At 69.1% G+C, this 15152-nt stretch carries 15 protein-coding genes; 4 read left to right on the top strand and 11 right to left on the bottom strand.

Going from position 1 to position 15152, the window contains the following annotated elements; all coding sequences use genetic code 11:
• Both GVN21_RS15280 and GVN21_RS15285 read left to right on the top strand, forming a co-directional pair.
• The coding region (locus tag GVN21_RS15280; RefSeq protein ID WP_166575626.1) for an OmpA family protein at window positions 1-401 on the top strand (401 nt) is incomplete at its 5' end.
• Window positions 402-589: 188 nt separating this feature from the next.
• The gene (locus tag GVN21_RS15285) at window positions 590-2725 is read left to right on the top strand and encodes a M13-type metalloendopeptidase (protein ID WP_166575627.1); all 2136 of its coding nucleotides are present in this window, start codon (window positions 590-592) and stop codon (window positions 2723-2725) included.
• 58 nt (window positions 2726-2783) lie between these two features.
• Here the strand turns inward: GVN21_RS15285 and GVN21_RS15290 are convergent, their stop codons facing one another.
• On the bottom strand, window positions 2784-3824 hold the full coding sequence (locus tag GVN21_RS15290; protein ID WP_166575628.1) for an alpha/beta hydrolase: 1041 nt from the start codon (window positions 3822-3824) through the stop codon (window positions 2784-2786).
• Between the two features lies 1 nt (window position 3825).
• Window positions 3826-4452: a TetR/AcrR family transcriptional regulator gene (locus tag GVN21_RS15295; protein ID WP_166575629.1), complete on the bottom strand. Its 627-nt coding sequence runs from the start codon at window positions 4450-4452 to the stop codon at window positions 3826-3828.
• Window positions 4453-4581: 129 nt separating this feature from the next.
• On the opposite strand from GVN21_RS15295, the gene GVN21_RS15300 reads away from it, so the two are divergent.
• On the top strand, window positions 4582-5226 hold the full coding sequence (locus GVN21_RS15300; protein WP_166575630.1) for a TetR/AcrR family transcriptional regulator: 645 nt from the start codon (window positions 4582-4584) through the stop codon (window positions 5224-5226).
• Window positions 5227-5266: 40 nt separating this feature from the next.
• Here the strand turns inward: GVN21_RS15300 and GVN21_RS15305 are convergent, their stop codons facing one another.
• The 6 genes from GVN21_RS15305 to GVN21_RS15330 form a co-directional block, all read right to left on the bottom strand.
• The gene (locus GVN21_RS15305; protein WP_166575631.1) at window positions 5267-6583 is read right to left on the bottom strand and encodes an amidohydrolase family protein; all 1317 of its coding nucleotides are present in this window, start codon (window positions 6581-6583) and stop codon (window positions 5267-5269) included.
• A gap of 103 nt (window positions 6584-6686) precedes the next feature.
• Window positions 6687-7766, bottom strand: coding sequence for a phosphotransferase family protein (locus tag GVN21_RS15310; protein WP_166575632.1), 1080 nt, complete (start codon window positions 7764-7766; stop codon window positions 6687-6689).
• Window positions 7767-7856: 90 nt separating this feature from the next.
• Window positions 7857-8144, bottom strand: a complete 288-nt coding sequence (locus GVN21_RS15315) for a hypothetical protein (RefSeq protein ID WP_166575633.1) — start codon at window positions 8142-8144, stop codon at window positions 7857-7859.
• Between the two features lie 4 nt (window positions 8145-8148).
• Window positions 8149-8367: a hypothetical protein gene (locus GVN21_RS15320; protein WP_166575634.1), complete on the bottom strand. Its 219-nt coding sequence runs from the start codon at window positions 8365-8367 to the stop codon at window positions 8149-8151.
• Complete coding sequence (gene mnmA / locus GVN21_RS15325; protein ID WP_166575635.1) at window positions 8364-9545, bottom strand: tRNA 2-thiouridine(34) synthase MnmA; 1182 nt, start codon at window positions 9543-9545, stop codon at window positions 8364-8366. Before mnmA ends, GVN21_RS15320 begins: the two co-directional genes overlap by 4 nt.
• 44 nt (window positions 9546-9589) lie before the next feature.
• A complete protein-coding gene (locus GVN21_RS15330; protein WP_166575636.1) occupies window positions 9590-11617 on the bottom strand; it encodes a TonB-dependent receptor in 2028 nt (675 codons plus the stop codon).
• A 124-nt stretch (window positions 11618-11741) separates the two neighbouring features.
• Here GVN21_RS15330 and GVN21_RS15335 point away from each other — a divergent pair, with 124 nt between their 5' ends.
• On the top strand, window positions 11742-12494 hold the full coding sequence (locus GVN21_RS15335; protein WP_166575637.1) for a phosphatase PAP2 family protein: 753 nt from the start codon (window positions 11742-11744) through the stop codon (window positions 12492-12494).
• Between the two features lie 155 nt (window positions 12495-12649).
• On the opposite strand, the gene GVN21_RS15340 is transcribed toward GVN21_RS15335, so the two are convergent.
• Genes GVN21_RS15340 through GVN21_RS15350 form a run of 3 tightly spaced genes read right to left on the bottom strand, consistent with a single transcriptional unit; the run spans window position 12650 to window position 15056 of the window.
• Window positions 12650-13177, bottom strand: coding sequence for a GNAT family N-acetyltransferase (locus GVN21_RS15340; RefSeq protein ID WP_166575638.1), 528 nt, complete (start codon window positions 13175-13177; stop codon window positions 12650-12652).
• The gene (aguB, locus tag GVN21_RS15345) at window positions 13174-14052 is read right to left on the bottom strand and encodes an N-carbamoylputrescine amidase (RefSeq protein ID WP_166575639.1); all 879 of its coding nucleotides are present in this window, start codon (window positions 14050-14052) and stop codon (window positions 13174-13176) included. The genes GVN21_RS15340 and aguB overlap by 4 nt, the downstream gene beginning before the upstream one ends.
• On the bottom strand, window positions 14052-15056 hold the full coding sequence (locus tag GVN21_RS15350; RefSeq protein WP_166575640.1) for an agmatine deiminase family protein: 1005 nt from the start codon (window positions 15054-15056) through the stop codon (window positions 14052-14054). The genes aguB and GVN21_RS15350 overlap by 1 nt, the downstream gene beginning before the upstream one ends.
• Between the last annotated feature and the right edge of the window lie 96 nt (window positions 15057-15152).

Raw genomic sequence — 15152 nt, 5'->3', positions numbered from 1 at the left:
GTACTGCGGCGGCGGGGGCGGCGCCGCCGGTTGAACCGCCGCCGCCGCCCCCGCCGCCGCAGTACGAAGCGCGCGAGTTCATCGTCTACTTCCCGTTCGACCAGTCGATCCTGACTGCGGACGCCCAGGCGGTGGTCTCTGAAGCGGCCCAGTACGCTCAGGCCGGTGGCGCGACCCAGATCGTGGTCGTCGGTCACGCCGACACCTCGGGCTCGGCCAAGTACAACGTCGGCCTGTCGCAGCGCCGGTCCAAGGCCGTCGCTGACGCCCTGGTCGGTCTCGGCGTCGACAGCTCCAAGCTGTCGGTCGACTGGAAGGGTGAAACCTCCCCCGCGGTCGCCACCGGCGACGGCGTGAAGGAGCCCCTGAACCGCCGCTCGACGATCTCGATCAACTTCTGATCCGATCGACGACTGAAGTAAGCGAAGGGCCCGGAGCAATCCGGGCCCTTTTGCTATTCCGGCCTCGCGCGACGCGAATGGTGGTGGGGGCCGGGGGACAATCTGCCCCATGAACAAAGTTTAACGCGCTCCAATGTCCCGCCCCTGGCATGGTTTGGCCACAAATTCACGCCAGAGGCCCTGGATTCATGAAAACCCTGCTTCTCAGCGCCGCCGCCGCGGCCGCCCTCACCCTCGCGGTCGCCTCCGCCAGCGCCAACGACGCCGGCCACGAGGACCACCTCTGTCTGGACGAGGCTTGCGTCACCCAATCGCTATTCGAGTTCGCGGAAGCCGCCCCCGGCGGCGCCGCCCCGATCAGCCTGGAGAGCCCGCGCTACGGGACCTGGGGCTTCGACATGACCGGCCGCGACCCGGCCGCCAAGCCGGGCGAGGATTTCTACCGCTTCGCCAACGGCGCGTGGGACGACCGCACTCAGATCCCCTCGGACCGCACCCGCTTCGGCAACTTCGACGCCCTGGCCATCCTCTCCGAGGCCCGCGTCCGCTCGATCCTCGAGGACGCCGCCGCCGGGAAGGTGCAGGACAAGGACGCGGCCAAGATCGGCGCCGCCTGGACCACCTTCATGGACGAGGCCGGCGCTGAAAAGCTCGATGCCAAGCCGATCGCTCCCAAGCTTGCCGCCATCCGCAAGGTGAAGAGCCATGACGACATGGCCGCGCTGCAGGGCAAGTCGCTGGGCGGCGGCGGCTACCAGTCGATCCTCGGCGTCGGCATCGCGGACGATGCCAAGAACCCCAGCCGTTACGCGGTCTACGCCGGGACCGGCGGCATGGGCCTGCCCGATCGCGACTACTATCTGGACGCCAAGTTCGCGGACAAGAAGGCCGCCTATGAGGCCTACATTGCCCAGATGCTGACCATGGTGGGATGGGACAACCCCGCCCAGGCCGCCAAGGACATCGTCGCCTACGAGACGCGTATCGCCGAGGCGACCTGGTCCCGCGCAGAGCGTCGCAACCGCGACAAGACCTACAATCCCAAGACCCTGGCCGAGCTGCAGCAGATCAGCCCCGGCTTTGCCTGGAACCGCTATTTCGCCGAGAGCGGCCTGCCGGCGCGTGAACAGGTGATCGTCACCACCGATACCGCCTTCCCCAAACTGGCGGCCGTCTACGCCGAGACCTCGCTCGACACCCTCAAGGCCTGGCAGGCTTTCCACATCGCCGACGGCGCCGCCCCGTTGCTGTCCAAGCGCTTCGTGGACGCTCATTTCGAATTCCGCGGCAAGACCCTGAATGGCCAGCCGGAGCAGCAGCCCCGCTGGAAGCGCGGCGTCGCCTACGTCAACGGCCTGATGGGCGAGAGCGTCGGCCGCGTCTATGTCGCCCGCTACTTCCCGCCGGAGTCCAAGGCCAAGATGGACGCCCTGGTCGGCGACATCCGCATGGCCATGAAGCTGCGCATCGAAAAACTTGAGTGGATGGGCCCGGAGACCAAGGTCAAGGCGCTCGACAAGCTGGCCAAGTTCGGCGTGAAGATCGGCTATCCGACCGTCTGGAAGGACTATTCCAAGCTCAAGGTCGTCTCCGGCGACCTGTACGGCAACGCCAACCGCGCCGCCGCCTGGGACTGGGACCGCCGCGTCGCCCGCATCGACAAGCCGGTGGACAAGGCCGAATGGTCGATGACGCCCCAGACGGTCAACGCCTACTACAACAGCGTCAAGAACGAGATCGTCTTCCCGGCCGCCATCCTGCAGGCCCCCTTCTTCCACCCCGACGCCGATCCGGCCATCAACTACGGCGGCATCGGCGGAGTGATCGGCCACGAGATCAGCCACGGCTTCGACGATCAGGGCAGCAAGTCCAACGGCGACGGGGTGCTGACCAATTGGTGGGCGCCCGAGGACGAGGCCAAGTTCAAGGCCCAGGGCGACCGGCTGGACGCCCAGTACAGCCTGTTCGAGCCGCTGCCCGGCCACAAGGTCAACGGCCGCCTGACCCTGGGCGAGAACATCGGCGACATGGGCGGCCTCAGCCTGGCCCTCGACGCCTACCGAATCTCGCTGCACGGCAAGCCCTCGCCGGTCCTGGACGGGACCACCGGCGACCAGCGGGTGTTCTACGGCTGGGCGCAGGTGTGGCGCTCGAAGATTCGCGACGAGGCGCTCAAGCAGCGCCTGGTCAGCGACAGCCACAGCCCCGGCTACTACCGCGTCAACGGCACCATCCGGAACATCGACGCCTGGTACGAGGCGTTCGGCGTAAAGGAAGGCGACAAGCTGTACGTCAAGCCGGAAGACCGGGTCCGGATCTGGTAGGACCCAGGCAAATCAACGGGAACAGGGCGGCCTGACGGGCCGCCCTTTTTCTATCCGGTCAGGCGATCTTGCCCTCGAACCCCTGGCGCAACAGCCCGGCAATCTCGCGGCAGGCGATGTCGGCCGGCGGGATGGCGCCGCCGAAGGCGGTAAAGCCGTGGCCCAGGCCGTCGTAGCAGCGATAGAGCACCGGAACGCCGGCGGCCTTCAGCCGCCGGGCGTAGGCCTCGCACTGGTCGACCAGGGGATCGAATCCGGCGGTGACCACGATGGCCGGGGCCAGGCCGCTGAGGTCCTCTGACCGGATCGGCGACAGGCGCGGGTCGGCCGGATCGTCCTGCGGGCTCATGTAGTGGTCCATGAACCAGCTCATAGTCTCGCGCGACAGCGGGTAGGCGTCGGCATAGGTGCTCATCGACTGGGTCTCGGAGGCCACGTCGACGGCAGGATAGACCAGCAGCTGCAGCGCCGGCTGCGGCTCGCCGGTGCGCTTCATCTCCTGACAGAGGATGGCGGCGAAATTGCCCCCCATCGAGTCGCCTGCGATGGCCAGGCGGCCGCTCTCGGCCCCGAAGCGGGCAGTGTTGTCCCGGGCCCAGCGCCAGGCGGCCAGCATGTCGTCCAGCCCGGCCGGGAACTTGTGTTCGGGCGCCAGCCGATAGTCCACCGAAAGCACCGCGCAACGCGCCAGCTTGCTGAGGATCGAGCAGAAGGCGTGGTGGGTCTCCAGGTCGCCGATCACCCCGCCGCCCATATGAGCATGGACCAGCAGCGGCGCGTCCGGATCCTGATCGGTTGGCCGGTAGGCGCGGGCCCTCACCTCGCCCTCGCCGCCGGGGACCATCAGGTTCTCGATCGTCACCCCGGGTTCGGCCCCGGCCGCCAGCAGGGCCATGCCCTGGGCGGCGCCGGCGCGGCCCTCCTGGGCGGTCAAGGTCGACATGGCTGGCATGGCCCTGGCCTGGGCGGCCAGGAACTGGAACCGGGGATCGAGCGTCCGCCCCCCCTGGTAGACCGCCGAGCCCCCCGACATCAGCCGCAAGACCGGAGTCGGCAGGGACAGCAGGGTCTTCAGCACCAGCTTGCGGACGTCGGCCATCTCAGGGCTCCCGCAGGCGCGGCAGGGCGGGCAGGCCGCCCAGGATCATCCGCGCCGCAAAGTCCGCCGCCGCCGCCGTGTCGATCGGCCGGCGCATCAGCATCCGCTCTCCCACCTCCCGCGCCATGGCGATGCAGGCGGCGGTCAGATAGTCGGCATCGACGCGCGGCGCCCCGCCCCGCTCGATGGCGGCGGTGAAGGCCTCGCGCACCTCCTCGAACACCCGCTCCATTTCGGGCGTCTCCATCGAGACATGCGGGTGACGCTCGCCGATCGGCCGGCGGGCCTGCCAGCTCTCATGCTCATCGGCGAGAAAGTCGAAATAGGCCTGGATGGCGGCGCGCAGATAGCCTTCGAAGTCCTCCGCCTGCTCCCAGCAGGCCCGTAGGATCGGGCGGAAGCGCCGGGCGCCGTCGTCGGCCAGGGCCTCGAAGACCTCCTCGCGTGACCGGAAGTAGTTGTAGAAGGCGCCCACCGACAGCTCGGTGCGCCGGATGATGTCGCGCACCGTCGCCGTCTCATAGCCAAGCTCTGCGAACACCTCCCGCGCCGCATCGAGGATCGCCTGGCGATTGGCCAGCTTGGTCTGTTCGCGCTTACCTGTGGAAAGGACAGTGGTCGGACTCATCGTCCCGCGAGGCTAGCAGGCCTTGGCGCGGTCGCGAAAAGGAATTGCGTCGCACTCCCGCTTTGCGCGAAAGGGAGGTAGGGTCACGAGTACCCGGCGCGTAGAGCCGGATTTTGGGGTGCGGGGAAGATGTCTATCGCCGATCAAGGCGAGCTCCGGGAGCACCGCAGCGCGCGCGCCGACCAGCGCCGCCGCCAGATTCTCGACGCCGCCCGCAAGCTTGTGAACGAAAAAGGCTTCGCCTGCCGGATGGACGAGGTGGCCGCCGCGGTCGGTGTCACCAAGCCGGCGGTCTATCGCTATTTCCCCGGCAAGGACGTGCTGATCCAGGCGATGCTGGAGGAGGATCTGGTGATCCCCACCCGCGCCCTGACCGCCAGGATCGCCGCCTACAAGGGGCCGATCCGGGGCCTGCTGGAAATCTTCGCCGAGGGCACCCTGAAGATCCAGGAGGGCGGCCTGGCTCGCGGCTACATGGCCCTGGCGATGGACGAATCGGCCCGACGGCCAGACGTCGCCAGCCTGATCCGCGACCAGGTGCTGGGCCCCAGCGTCGGCACGGTTTCCCATGCCTTCGCCAAGTCCATCGCCTCCGGCGAGCTCAAGCCGACCAGCGACCCGGTCATGATGGTGCGCCTGTTCTTCGCCCCCTTCATGCAGATCGCCCTGGTGCGCGGCGGCTTCGGGGTGCCCATGACCCCCGAGGAATACCGCCCCTACGCCCAGTTCCACATCGACGCCTTCCTGCGGGCGTTCGGGGCCGAGGGGGCGTAACCACTGTCGTCCCCCGCAAGCGGGGGAGGATGGGGCCAGCCTAGTCCTCGCGGTAGACCACCCCGCCCTTCATCACGAAGCTGACCCGTTCCAGCACCGTCACATCGGCCAGGGGATCGCCCTTTACCGCCACGATGTCGGCCGCCTTGCCGGCGGTGAGCGAGCCGACGAGGCCTGACAGGCCCAGGTGCTCCGCCGCCCAGACGGTGGCCGCTCGGATGGCGTCCAGCGGGCTCATCCCGGCCTTGACCAGCAGGGCGAACTCCTGGGCGTTCTGACCATGCGGCGACACACCGCTGTCGGTGCCGAAGGCGATCTTCACCCCGCCGGTGTGGGCGCGGCGGGCCATGTCCAGCATCTTCGGCCCGGCCTCCAGGGCCTTGGCCTTTACGGCGGGCACCATCCAGGTGTCGGGCTTGGCCGCTTCGCGGGCCACGAAATCGCCGGCCAGCAGGGTGGGCACCAGCCAGGCGCCGCTCGACTTGAACAGCTTGATCGATTCCGCATCCAGGTAGGTGCCGTGCTCGATGGAATCGCCGCCGGCCTTGAGGAAGGTGTTGATGCCGTCCCCGCCGTGGGCGTGGGCGGTCACCTTGCGGCCCATGGAGTGGGCGGCCTCGACGATGGCCTCGATCTCGTCCTCGCTGAACTGTTGGGCCAGGCCCGCGGCTGTCGGCGACAGCACCCCGCCGGTGGCGGTGATCTTGATGATGTCCGCCCCGGCCCGCACCTGCTCGCGGGTGGCCCGGCGGCAGTCGTCCGCCCCCGAACAGACCGAGGAGCCGCGGAACAGGTGGACATAGCCTTCCGGCACGCCGTTCGCATCGTCCCCATGGCCGCCATGCACCGACACCGAATCCCCGGCCGCGATCAGCCGGGCCCCGGCCACCTTGCCGGACGCGATGGCCCCGCGCAGGGCGAAGATCACCTCATTGGGGGCGCCGAGGTCGGCCACGGTGGTGAAGCCGGCGCGCAGGGTGATGCCCGCATAGTTGGCGCCGTCCAGCGCGAGGTCGGATTTGGTCTTGGTGTAGCGCTCAAGCGCCCCGGCTGGCCCGTTCTGGCTGGTGATGTGCACGTGGCTATCGATCAGGCCAGGCAGCACGAAGCTATCCTTGAGGTCGACCACCTTGGCCCCCGGCGCCGAGGTGTAGCCGTTCTCGACCCGCAGCACCTTGCCGTCCTGGATCACCAGGGTCTTCTGCGTCTCCACCTTGCCCGAGGCCGGATCGGCCAACAGGCGGCCGGCCTGGACGTAGGTCAGCGGACTGGCCGGCGCCTGGGCGGTGGCGCCGGTGGTGAGCGCGATCGCGCCGAACGCGGCGGCGACGAGGCCAGCCTTGAGGGTGGATTTCATTTGATACGGCCCCTGAATAGTTCGGCGCACACTGCACTGTCAGAGCCACCCCAAACAACCCTTCTCCCTGAGGGAGAAGGAGGGGCCCGCCCCAACGTTGTGATTACGCCCCCGCCTTCTGGGCGAACTCCCAGGCGCCCTTGGCCAGCACCGGCACCCGGGCTTCCATTGTCGCGGCATGGGCCGAGTTGGCCGTGCCGTCGCGCACTCGCCCGACGATGCCCTGGCAGATGCCGGCCAGGCGGAACAGGTTGTAGGAGAAGTACCAGTCGAGGTTGGGCAGGCCGTCGCGGCCGGTTGCCTTGCAGTACTGCGCCACCGCCTCGTCGATGGTCGGGATGCCATAGGCGGTCAGGTCGTCGATGCCCGACAGCCCGCCGCGCTCCTGGCTGGGCATGACCCAGCTCATCAGGAAGTAGCTGAAGTCGGCCAGCGGGTTGCCCAGGGTCGACAGCTCCCAGTCCAGCACCGCCGCCACCTTCTGTTCGGTGGGGTGCAGGATCATGTTGTCGAGCCGGTAGTCGCCATGGACGATCGAGGTCTGGTCGTCCTCGGGCGTATGGTCCGGGAACCAGGCGATCAGCTTGTTCATCTCGGGGATGACGCTGGTTTCAGACGCCTGGTACTGCTTGGTCCAGCGGCTGACCTGGCGGGCGAAATAGTTGCCGGGCTTGCCGTAGTCCTCCAGCCCGATGGCCTTGTAATCGACGTTGTGCAGGGCCGCGAGCGTGCCGATTTCGGCCTCATAGATCTTGCGGCGGTCGGCGGGGCTGTAGTCGGGCAGGGTCCCGTCCCACAGGATGCGGCCCTCCACCTGCTCCATGACGTAGAAGATGGTCCCCAGCACGCTCTCGTCGAGGCAGAGGGCATAGGCCTTGGCGACAGGGAAGTTGACCTTGTTGAGGGCCGAAATCACCGTGTACTCGCGGTCCACCGCATGGGCGCTGGGCAACAGTTTGCCCGGAGGCTTGCGGCGCAGGACGTAGCGTTGGCCGGGGGTGACCAGCTGATAGGTCGGGTTGGACTGGCCGCCCTTGAACTTGCGGATTTCCAGCGGACCCTTGAAGCCCTCGACGTTGGCCTGCAGCCACGGCAGCAGCTTCTCGGCGTCGATCCAGGTGCGTTCGTCGAGCGGCTCGGTGCCGCTGTTCAGGTCCTGGGCGCTCGGCGCGGCGTCAGCCATGGTCGTTTCCCGTTTCGTACGCTTGTTTGAAGTTGGCGCACTTTAGCGGGGGCGATGGGGGGCGCAAGGATGACCATGCGGCGGGTCATCTCAGCGGCTTAGGCGGGCGAGAAGCCCGGCCACCTTTGGCTCAGCCCAGCCCACATACATCGGCCAGAACGGCAAGATGAGAAACCAAGCCGCCACGACAGCCACCCACGGTCCGAAATCGGAGCCCAGGTCGAGGGAGACAGTCCGCGCAAGAAAGTCGTTTATCAGCGCGCCAGCGGCGCGGAAGAGCGGCTCGCCGATATAAAGGACGGCACTCCAGACCAAGACAACGGGAGCCAGCAGGCCTAGTTGGACCAGCAGGCCCGGCTCGCCTGGCTTCTCGGTCATTCGATCAGCCCAGCATCAACGCGGCGACGAAAAGGGCCACCGCCCCGACCAACCCGACCGCCGTAAACTGGGTCCAGAAGCGCAGCGGTTCCTCGGCCCGCTCGATGTCCGGTCGCTTGGTGAAGAACACCGCCAACCGGCCCGTGCTCAATGATCGCACCAGCACCGCCGCGCAGAGCAGCCCGATGGCCGCCAGGCTGATCCCGACCGGCAGGTCGATCACAGCGCGACCTCGGCCCGCACCGCCGAGGCGATGAAGCCGCCGCCGAGCACCCTGTCCGGAGCCTCGGGCGCGTAGAGGACGCAGGCCTGACCCGGCGCGACGCCTTCCTCGTGGGTGTCGAGGGCCACGGCGATCTGGCCCTTTACCAAGGACAACCTCCCGGGCACGGGCTCACGGGTCGAGCGGACCCGGGCCAGCACCGGGCGGCCGGCGGCGGCGGCCTCGTCCAGCGTCTCGCCACCCAGCCAGTTGGTTTCCTTCAAGGTCAGGGCCGTGGTCAGCAGCGCCTCGCGCGGGCCGACGATCACCTGGCGCTTGTCGGCGTCGATGCGGGTGACGAACAACGGATCGCCCACGGCGATGTTCAGGCCCCGGCGCTGTCCGATGGTGTAGCGGGTGACCCCCTCATGGGTCCCCAGCACCCGGCCGTCCATATGCACGATCTCGCCCGGCAGCGCGCCTTGCGGCCGGATGCGGTCGATCACCGTGTGGTACTTGCCCTCGGGAACAAAGCAGATGTCCTGGCTGTCGGGCTTGTCGGCCGCGGTCAGGCCCAGTTCGGCGGCGATGGCCCGCACCTGTGGCTTGCTCATCCCGCCCAGGGGGAAGCGCAGGAAGTCCAGCTGCTCGGCCGTGGTGGCGAACAGGAAGTAGCTCTGGTCCTTGGCCGGGTCGGCGGCGCGCAGCAGCTGGGCGCGGTTGCCGGACTCCACCCGCTGGACGTAGTGGCCAGTCGCCATCGCCTCGGCGCCCAGGTCGCGGGCGACGTCCAGCAGGTCGCGGAACTTGACCGTCTGATTGCAGCGCACGCAGGGGATCGGCGTCTCGCCGCGCAGATAGGCGTCGGCGAACTCCTCGATCACCTGGTCGCGGAACCGGCTTTCGTAGTCGAGGACATAGTGCGGGATGCCGATCGCCTCGGCCGCCGTCCGGGCATCCAGGATATCCTGACCCGCGCAGCAGGCGCCCTTCTTCTGGACCGCCGCCCCGTGGTCGTAGAGCTGCAGGGTGACCCCGACCACGTCATAGCCGGCCCGGTGCAGCAGGGCGGCGGTCACCGTCGAGTCCACCCCGCCCGACATGGCCGCCACGATCCGCGTCCCGGCCGGCAGGCGCACGGCCTCGCGCACCGCGTCGAGCGCGGCGTCGATGGCAGAGGGGGCCAGGGCGGTGGTCATCGCCCGCTATGTAGAGGTTCGGGGCCTGTTTTGCGAGGCGCCCGCTAGAAGCGCCAGGCGATCCCCGCCCGGAAGTTCCGCCCCGGCTGCGGCGCCAGGTCCTTCAGGAAGGAGGCGTGCTCGCGGATCTCCTCGTCCGTCAGGTTGCGGACCTCGGCATAGAGCTTCACGCCTTCCAGGGCCGGCGGGCTCCAGCTGCCGCCCAGATTCACCTGGGTATAGCTGTCGGTCGGCAGTTCGAAGGCAGCCAGCCGATCCTGTTCGGCCACATGGCGCACCTCCAGCTTGGCCGCCAGCTGCGGGCCTTCCCAGACGAGGCGCCCGGTCAGCGACCACGGCGGGATGCGGGGCGGCGGCCCCAGATCGCTGTCGGCCTTCACATAGTCGGCCCCGGCTTCCAGCTTCAGCTTGCGCTCGCCGTTCTGCCAGGCGGTCCAGGAGCCCTCGGCCTCGAATCCGTAGAACTCGGCGTCGGTCTGGACATATTGGAAGACGTCCAGGTCATCGATCACCGCCCCGGTCGGGGTCAGGTCGATAAAGCCCTCGTACCGCACGCCATAGACATGCAGGTCGGCGCTCAGCCGCTCGCCGCCATAGTGGGCGGTGAATTCCAGGGAGGTGGCGACCTCTTCCTCGAGCGCGGCGTCGCCGATCTCGTAGCCGCGGGTGGCCACGTGCGGGCCATCGGCGAACAGCTCGGCCTCGGTCGGGGCGCGGCTGGTGCGCGAGATGCTGGCCCCCAGGAACCAGTCGTCGGCCGGCCGCACGAAGACACCGGCGGAGGCCGAGACATTGGTGAAGTCCCGCTCCCCGACCACGCTGTCCAGCTTGCGGCTATCCACCCGCAGGCCGCCCTCGTAACCCCAGCCGCCGAGGTCCACCCGCTGCAGGGTGAAGACGCCCAGCTCTTCGATCCGTGTGCGCGGTACATAGGCCTCGTCGCCCTCGGCGTCGAAGTTGCGGCGCAGGGCCTGAACGCCGACCGCCCCGTTCCAGCCGTCGCGCTCGATCTGGACCAGCTCCAACCGGCCCTCCAGGCCCTTGGAGGTGAACACCGTGCCCACCTCGGCGCCCTCGAACTCGGTGTGGGTATAGTCGGCATAGCCGCCGCTGAACCGGATGGTCTGGAACGGGCCGAGGGCGACGTTGCGCTTGCCGCGCATGTCCAGACGCGTCTGCTCCAGGCCGATGGTGACGAACTCTTCCGGCTCGGGGATCGGCGGCGGGACGGGCGGCTCCTCATGGGCGTGGCCGGGCACGCCGTAGGTGGTGTCGACGGTCTTCAGGGCGAGGCCGAAATAGCCCTCGTCGCCGACGAAGGAGACGCCGAGGCCGAAGGTGTCGAGGCTGACCGCCGAGTTCTCCAGCCGGTCGGGGAAGGGCTTTTCGGCGGTCTCGCCCTCGGCGGCCAGCTGCTGGCGCGATTCCGGATAGGCGGGGATGCGGTAGTCGTCGCTCTCCCGGGTCAGGAAGTCGAAGGAGAAGACGATCGGGCCGGTGGTCAGCCGCAGCGCGCCGGAGGTGGAGTAGCCATCGTCCACCGAGCTGACCGAGGCGTTGAACCGGCCGCTCACCGGGCGGTCCGGTAGGGTGCGGGCGATGCGGTCGTCGAAGATGTTGACCACGCCGCCGATCGCCGAGCCGCCGTAGAGCAGGGCCGCCGGCCCGCGCAGCACCTCGATCCGCGAGGCCTCGCCCGGATCGGAGGCCACTTGGTGATCCGGCGACAGGGCGCTGGCGTCGATCAGCCCGACACCGTTGGTCAGCACCGAGACGCGCGGCCCCGCCAGGCCCCGCACCACCGGCCGGCTGGCCCCCGGACCAAAGCTGGTCGACCGCAGCCCGGGCATACCGCCCAGCAGATCGCCCAGGCCGCCGGCCGGGGCCACGTCCAGGGCGTCGCGGTCGATGATGGCCACGCTGGTCGTCGCCGAGTCTTCGGAGATGGCATAGGGGGCGGCGGTGACCACCACCTCGGCGACATCCCCGCGCGGCGCGGCGTCCTGCGCCAGGGCGGGAACGGCGGAAAGGGCGGCAAGGCTGGCGCCGGCCAGCAGAACAGACATGCGCATCGGCGCCTCCAGGGAAGAACTGCGCAACTGTTATGAAATAACATATCTGCTCGTCAAGCGCTTCCGGCTTGACGCTGTTCGCCGACCGCGCTCTGTCGGCCTCAGCAGACTTGGGAGGCAGCGGATGATCGGTTCGAAGGCAGGACGTATCGCCCTGGTGGGCGCGGCGATTGCGGTGTGCGGCGGGCTGGCCCTGGCGCAGCAGGCGCGGCCGACGGGTTATCTGACCGCCGAGCAGCTGCCCGACAGCGTGGCCATCCTCTCCGCGCCACCGGCCGATGGCTCCGAGGCAGCCAAGGCCGACCGCGCCGCCTTCGAGGCCAGCCGGTCCCTGGCCGGCTCGCCCCGCTGGGCCCAGGCCATCGAGGATGTCGAGCTGTTCGGCCCCAAGGCGCACAGGAGCTTCGCCTGCGCCGCCGGCAAGGCGATCACCCCGGAGGCCACGCCGGTGCTCTCCCGGATGCTGGGCAAGCTGGTGATCGACGCGGGCGGCAGCACCAACAAGGCCAAGGCCAAGTACAGCCGCACCCGCCCGCTGATCGGCCATGACGACGCCCCGATCTGCGTGCCGCGCGAGGAATGGATGAAGACCAACGGCTCCTACCCCTCCGGCCATGCCGCCGCCGGCTGGGCCTGGGGCCTGGTGCTGACCGAGCTGGTCCCCGAACGGGCCACCCAGATCACCCTGCGGGCCCGCGAGTTCGGCGACAGCCGCTGGATCTGCGGCGTCCACTTCCCCAGCGACGTCGAAGCCGGCCGCATCATGGCCGCCGCCACGGTGGCCCGCCTCCACGCGGAACCGGGCTTTGTGGCCGACCTGGCCACCGCGAAGGCGGAACTGGCCAAGGCCCCGCCGGCGGAGGGGTGTGGGGTGTAGTGGGGACTGGTTACCCGCAGGGCTACCTGTCCCCGGTCAGCGTCGGTGGCTGATCGTTTCTCTATCCAGACGGATCGCGCGAAGGCGTCTGGAACGCGCATGGGGTCTCAGCCGGCGCTGACCGGGGACAGGTACGCCTATGGCGAACCAGTCCCCTAAGCCCTCGCTTCCCAGACCACATGCCGCTCGAGCGGATGGCCCTTGGGCAGTGCGGGGTGGTCGAAGTCGAGGTCCTTGCGGCGGATCATGCCGATGCGGGTCATCACTGCCTGGGAGGGCAGGTTGTCGGTCGCGGTGAAGGCGACGATGCTCTTCAGCCCCAGCGGCCCGAACCCATGCGCCAGCGACGCCCGCGCCGCCTCGGACGCATAGCCCTGCCCCCAGGCGTGGCGCGATAGTCGCCAGCCGGCTTCGACGCCGGGGGCCAGCGGATTGTCGGGGGCCAGGGTCTTCAGGCCGGTGAAGCCCAGGAGCAGGCGGTCGGCCTTGCGCTCAACCGCCCAGAAGCCAAAGCCGTGCTCGTCGATATGCGCTTGCGCGCGGACCATCACCGCCTCGGCTTCGGGCCTGGTCAGCACGGCGGGGAAATAGCGCATGACCTTCGGATCGGCGTTCATCGCCGCCCAGGGCTCCAGGTCCTCCGACCGCCAGTCCCGCAGGATCAGGCGCTCGGTCTCGATCACGCCGGCCGCCCGCTGCTCAGGGCGCCGTAGAGCTCAGGCCGCCGGTCGCGGAAGAAGCCCCAGGCGGCGCGGTGGGTGTCGAGGAAGTCGAGGTCGACCGTGGCCGTCACGATCCCCTCCTCGTCGCGGCCCATGTCGCCGATCAGGTCGCCGCGATGGTCGGCGATGAAGCTGGAGCCGTAGAACTGCTGACCGCCATTGGGGTAGCCGTCCCAGGGCTCGAAGCCGATGCGGTTGGCCCCCACCACAGGGATCACGTTGCTGACCGCATGGCCCTGCATGGCCCGGCGCCACGGCAGGGCGGTGTCGAGGCTGGCGTCATGCGGCTCGCTGCCGATGGCGGTGGGATAGAGCAGCGCCTGGGCGCCCATCAGGGCCATGGCGCGGGCGGCCTCCGGGTACCACTGGTCCCAGCAGATGCCGACGCCGATCCGTCCGTGCCGGGTGTCCCAGACCTTGAAGCCGGTGTCGCCGGGCCGGAAATAGTACTTCTCCTGGTAGCCCGGCCCATCGGGGATGTGGCTCTTGCGATAGACGCCCATCAGGCTGCCGTCGGCGTCGGCCATCACCAGGCTGTTGAAATAGTGCGGCCCCTCGCGCTCGAAGATCGAGATCGGCAGCACCACCCCCAGTTCCTGAGCCAGCGGCGCCAGGGCGGTGACGCAGGGGTGCTCGCGCCAGGGCTTTGCGGTGGCGAACCAGCGCTCCTCCTGGGCGATGCAGAAATAGGGTCCCTGGAACAGCTCGGACGGCAGGATCACCTGGGCGCCGGCGGCGGCGGCCTGGCGGATCAGGTCCTTGGTGCGGGCGATGTTGTCCTCCAGGTCCATCCCGTAGTGGGTCTGGAGGGCGGCGAGGGTCAGCGTCTTGGTCATCACACAGGCTCCTGCTGGGTGATGCAGTGGAAGGATCCACCGCCGGTCAGGATGGCCTTGGACGGCAGGCCGATCACCTTGCGCTCCGGGAACAGGCTGGCCAGGGCGTCGATCGCGAAGGACGCGGCCTTCTCGTCGTCATAGGTCGGCATGATCACCGCCTGGTTGGCGACGATGAAGTTCATGTGGCTGGCCGGAACCATCTCGCCCTCGGCGTCGACGGTCCAGCCGGGCGAGGGGATGCGCATCACCTGCAGTTTCTGGCCTCGGCTATCGGTCATGGCGCGCAGCAGGCCGGCGGTCTCGTCATAGAGGTCGGCGTTGGGATCGCGCTTACCCCAGGCGATGGGGCAGGCCACCACCCCCGGCGCCACGAAGCGGGCCAGGTTGTCGACATGACCATCGGTGTGGTCGCGGCGCAGGCCATCGCCCAGCCACAGCACCTTCTTCGCCCCGAGCGCGGCGGTCAGGGCGGCTTCCGCCTCGGCCTCGCCCCAGCCGGGGTTGCGGTTGGGGTTGGTCAGGCACTGGCGCGTGGTCAGCACCGTGCCGTGGCCGTCGTGGTCGAGGGCGCCGCCCTCCAGCACGAAATCGTTGCGCACCAGGGGCGCCCCGGCGGCCGCGGCGAGCTGGTCGGCGACCGTATCGTCCCCGTCCAGCTGGTATTTTCCGCCCCAGCCGTTGAACCGGAACCCCAGCGCCCGGCCATCGCCGGAGAAGATCGGCCCGGTGTCGCGCAGCCAGATGTCGCCGAACTGCCCCCGCACGATCTCGATGCCGGAAACCTCGCCCAGCCGCGCCCAGGCGCTGGCCTCGGCCTCGTCGCCGCAGACCATCAGCCGCACCCGCTCGGCCCCCGGCCCGGCCATGGCCGCGGCCAGGGCGGCCACCTCCTCGCGGGCGGGCTCCAGGTCCTCCTCCCACAGCTCGCCGTGGCTGGGATAGCCCAGCCACATGGCGCGGTGGGGAGACCATTCGGCGGGGATGACGGGGGTGGTGCTCATGGGTTGGCGCAAGTGGCCCCGAGGGGCGATGTCGTCAAGAGTGCAAAAGAAAAGGGCGGCCCGTGAGGACCGCCCTTCCCTGTACTCTGCCGTTCT

Source organism: Caulobacter sp. SLTY, assembly GCF_009905535.1.
In the GTDB taxonomy this organism is placed as follows: domain Bacteria; phylum Pseudomonadota; class Alphaproteobacteria; order Caulobacterales; family Caulobacteraceae; genus Caulobacter.
This window is presented reverse-complemented; position numbering and strand designations above follow the sequence as displayed.

Coding starts and splice junctions, on each gene's coding strand:
- GVN21_RS15295 (WP_166575629.1), bottom strand. CDS start 4,452: ATGAGTCCGACCACTGTCCTTTCCACAGGTAAGCGCGAACAGACCAAG.
- mnmA (WP_166575635.1), bottom strand. CDS start 9,545: ATGACCACCGCCCTGGCCCCCTCTGCCATCGACGCCGCGCTCGACGCG.
- GVN21_RS15335 (WP_166575637.1), top strand. CDS start 11,742: ATGATCGGTTCGAAGGCAGGACGTATCGCCCTGGTGGGCGCGGCGATT.
- GVN21_RS15300 (WP_166575630.1), top strand. CDS start 4,582: ATGTCTATCGCCGATCAAGGCGAGCTCCGGGAGCACCGCAGCGCGCGC.
- GVN21_RS15290 (WP_166575628.1), bottom strand. CDS start 3,824: ATGGCCGACGTCCGCAAGCTGGTGCTGAAGACCCTGCTGTCCCTGCCG.
- GVN21_RS15315 (WP_166575633.1), bottom strand. CDS start 8,144: ATGACCGAGAAGCCAGGCGAGCCGGGCCTGCTGGTCCAACTAGGCCTG.
- GVN21_RS15310 (WP_166575632.1), bottom strand. CDS start 7,766: ATGGCTGACGCCGCGCCGAGCGCCCAGGACCTGAACAGCGGCACCGAG.
- GVN21_RS15305 (WP_166575631.1), bottom strand. CDS start 6,583: ATGAAATCCACCCTCAAGGCTGGCCTCGTCGCCGCCGCGTTCGGCGCG.
- GVN21_RS15285 (WP_166575627.1), top strand. CDS start 590: ATGAAAACCCTGCTTCTCAGCGCCGCCGCCGCGGCCGCCCTCACCCTC.
- aguB (WP_166575639.1), bottom strand. CDS start 14,052: ATGACCAAGACGCTGACCCTCGCCGCCCTCCAGACCCACTACGGGATG.
- GVN21_RS15350 (WP_166575640.1), bottom strand. CDS start 15,056: ATGAGCACCACCCCCGTCATCCCCGCCGAATGGTCTCCCCACCGCGCC.
- GVN21_RS15330 (WP_166575636.1), bottom strand. CDS start 11,617: ATGCGCATGTCTGTTCTGCTGGCCGGCGCCAGCCTTGCCGCCCTTTCC.